This is a genomic window from Acinetobacter sp. YH01003 (assembly GCF_013420525.1).
GTDB classification, from domain to species: Bacteria; Pseudomonadota; Gammaproteobacteria; order Pseudomonadales; family Moraxellaceae; genus Acinetobacter; species Acinetobacter towneri.
On the sequence record NZ_VOXY01000049.1, the window covers coordinates 1 to 1,073 of the forward strand.

The 1,073-nt window shown below is 36.3% G+C and carries 1 protein-coding gene and 3 pseudogenes; 2 read left to right on the top strand and 2 right to left on the bottom strand.

Annotated features, from left to right (window positions below):
* Both FTT70_RS13530 and FTT70_RS13690 read left to right on the top strand, forming a co-directional pair.
* Window positions 1-116 (top strand): annotated as a pseudogene (locus tag FTT70_RS13530) (transposase); the annotation flags it as partial.
* Window positions 115-276: pseudogene (locus FTT70_RS13690) on the top strand (LysR family transcriptional regulator); the annotation flags it as partial. The pseudogenes FTT70_RS13530 and FTT70_RS13690, both read left to right, overlap by 2 nt.
* Before the next feature lie 105 nt (window positions 277-381).
* Here the strand turns inward: FTT70_RS13690 and FTT70_RS13535 are convergent.
* On the bottom strand, window positions 382-933 hold the full coding sequence (locus FTT70_RS13535) for a ricin-type beta-trefoil lectin domain protein (protein ID WP_180168729.1): 552 nt from the start codon (window positions 931-933) through the stop codon (window positions 382-384).
* 24 nt (window positions 934-957) lie between these two features.
* Window positions 958-1,073: pseudogene (locus FTT70_RS13540) on the bottom strand (transposase); the annotation flags it as partial.

A 1,073-nucleotide genomic window follows, 5' to 3' on the forward strand; every position in this document is an offset into this window, starting at 1 on the left:
GGAAGCAGATGAAATATTATTGGCGAGATTTTCAAGTCATGACAGCTGATAAAATAGAGCAATGGGTGGAGAGAGTATCAAACCAATTCGGAAAAGAATACATGTTTACTTTTTAATGACAGCTTATTGGCACGCGGGAATTTACAAGTAGTGAGTGCGCCTTTGAATTTTCCAACCTATCCTGTACGACAATATTGGCATACGTCTTGTCATCACCAAACCAGTCATCAGTGGTTAAGAAAAGTGATTTTTGATTTGTTTAGTCAGCATCCTTAATTAATCGTATTTAAAGTAAAATTTTTATAATTTTTTAAATTATCATTCGCTAATTCCCTCATCTTCAAAAGAGCAGGCTAGGCTGAGGGAATTAGTGATTCTTTTTTATAAGGCAATAAAACTAAATTTCTGCCCACGATTTTGATTGCAGCTATACATTTTCATTTTTCCATTATAAATATCTAAACATTTGCCTGTATCTGCACTACGAATACGCTGACCATCGAGATACCATTTTTGGTTACTTTGTCCATTACAGGTATAAGCAATTACTTCAGCACCATCATGTTTCTGTTTTCCTGCTACATCTAGACATTTACCTTGCACGGTAATGCTTTGATCAGGATGGAAAATAAAATGCTGATTGGTACCATCATGACAATGTGAAGTCTGAATGGAACGTTGATTACTGCGACTAAAATCTACGCAGCGACCATCATAGGTTTTAATTTTGACTTTTTGTTGCCATGTTTGCGCAGGATAAGGCATAGGTGTTGGCATATAAATGGTTTGGTGTGCAGGACGTTCTACAGGTGTACTTGCTGGAATTTGAGGTTGAATGACGATATTGGGAATCTGCCCCGATGCTGTTCCGTCAACTACAATACATGCTGTTAAAAGTGAGCAACTGCTTATAGTGAAAAGTGTCTTAAACATAAGAGAAAACAATTTAAGCTGTCATTAAAAAGTAAACATGTATTCTTTTCCGAATTGGTTTGATACTCTCTCCACCCATTGCTCTATTTTATCAGCTGTCATGACTTGAAAATCTCGCCAATAATATTTCATCTGCTTCC